The organism is Bacillus alkalisoli (assembly GCF_002797415.1).
GTDB lineage: Bacteria > Bacillota > Bacilli > Bacillales > Bacillaceae_I > Bacillus_CD > Bacillus_CD alkalisoli.
In genome coordinates, this window is record NZ_NISO01000007.1 from 1 (window position 1) to 1,664 (window position 1,664).

General features: G+C 34.3%; 1 pseudogene. It reads right to left on the reverse strand.

The features are described 5' to 3' along the window. Positions 1-63 precede the first annotated feature (63 nt). Positions 64-1,533 (reverse strand): annotated as a pseudogene (locus CDZ89_RS19480) (IS1182 family transposase); the annotation flags it as partial. Positions 1,534-1,664: the final 131 nt, after the last annotated feature.

The following is a 1,664-nucleotide window of genomic DNA, read 5'->3' on the forward strand; positions in this document are numbered from 1 at the left end:
TTTTTTTTTCTCAGTGAAGGAAAAATGGTGTTTCTTGTAAATTAAATACGCCACTTATGCTGTTTTGGAGGATAGGATTTTTCCTATCCTCTTTATATTTACTGCTAATGCAGTTAGTTTTGCTTGTGTAGACATGCTTTTTAGACCGTACCCCCTGGCACGATCTAGCCCGTGAAAGCATTTCATTTCGCCGTTTTTCCATTCTTGGCATGCTCTCTTTTTATATTTCTCCTTGAATTCATCTGTTTTCTGCTGTTGGCTGTAATCATAGAATTCTGGTGTATTGATACTAACCTCTAATACTCTACCTACGGTATTATTGGCAGGTATACACTCTGATCGTAAAGGACAGTTTCGACACTTTTCTTTTTCAAAGTAGTATATAACTGATTGTCGATTCTTTTTATTCGAATATTTCTTTCTATAGGTCGAGTTCCCTTGACTACAAAACCATTCATCCGAATCCTTATTATAGGCATATAAATCTTCGTTTATCTTATATGCCATTTCACTTACTGGTATATAAGGAATGGCCTCATATTTTTTAATGGTATCTAAGATACCTTTCCGGAAGTAAGCTTTATCACCATAAATCTCGTTTACCGTTACTCCACTCTTTTTCGTTAACTCCATCAGTTCATCGAAGTGAGTACCATCTACATAGGCACCATTCCCGGTGTGAACAGCTGTGATAATACGATCATCTGTCGTAATAATAAATTCTGTTTTATACCCAAAAAAATGAGATGTTTTACTTTTATGTCCAACTCTAGCTTCTTGATCCACCAATGAACGCACGCCTTTTTGTGCTAGAAATTTAGGATCTTCTAAGATTTTTTTGGCTGTATTTAGAACTTTTACTGTTTCGGGAATAGTTGTCGAATCGATATGTGTTTCTACTGTAGAAATCGTTTCTTCTAGAAACGTCTTCATTGTTTGCTTTGCTTGTTTATGGTCTTCTATCTCTTTGTAATCAGGAATCTCTCGATTAATTTCACTTGGAACATCTTCGAGTTCTTTTTCTAAAGTTTTAAAGATTTTCTTAGATAGACGTTTCATGACTCTTTCTACCGTTGCTTTGAACGTGTTTGCTTCTGTGTGAGTACTATCAATACTTACACCAGTATTTTTGATAATACCTTTTTCCACACATTGGCGAACAAATGCGACGATGATATCATCTAATGTAACGTCCTGTAATCGTTGTTTTCGGAATTTAGAGAGTAAACTAGGATCGGGCAATTCTTCATCAGGATTAATGCCTAAAAAATACATGTATGCCAAATTGAGAGACGCATCTTCAATAACTCGCTCATCTGAAAGCTTATAAAGGTACTGAAGTACCAGTAATTTAACCATTAACTCTGGTTCTTTTGCAGGCCTACCATAGTATTTACAATATGTACTTTCTAATAGTTCATTAATAAAACTAAAATCTACGGCATCGTGTACTAATTTGAGTATATGGTTTTCTGGAATTTTGAAGTATAATAGGGAGTAGATGCTTAACTGCATATCTTTTTCTTTAAGCATAGAAGAAAGCCTTCCTTTCTTTTTTGGGATAATTTGTTTCTTAGTCGATACTAATTATACCAAATTTGGATAGGAAGGTTTTCTTTTTTTTATTTATTTACATTTTTTAGGAGTTGTTTTTCAGTGGCCTC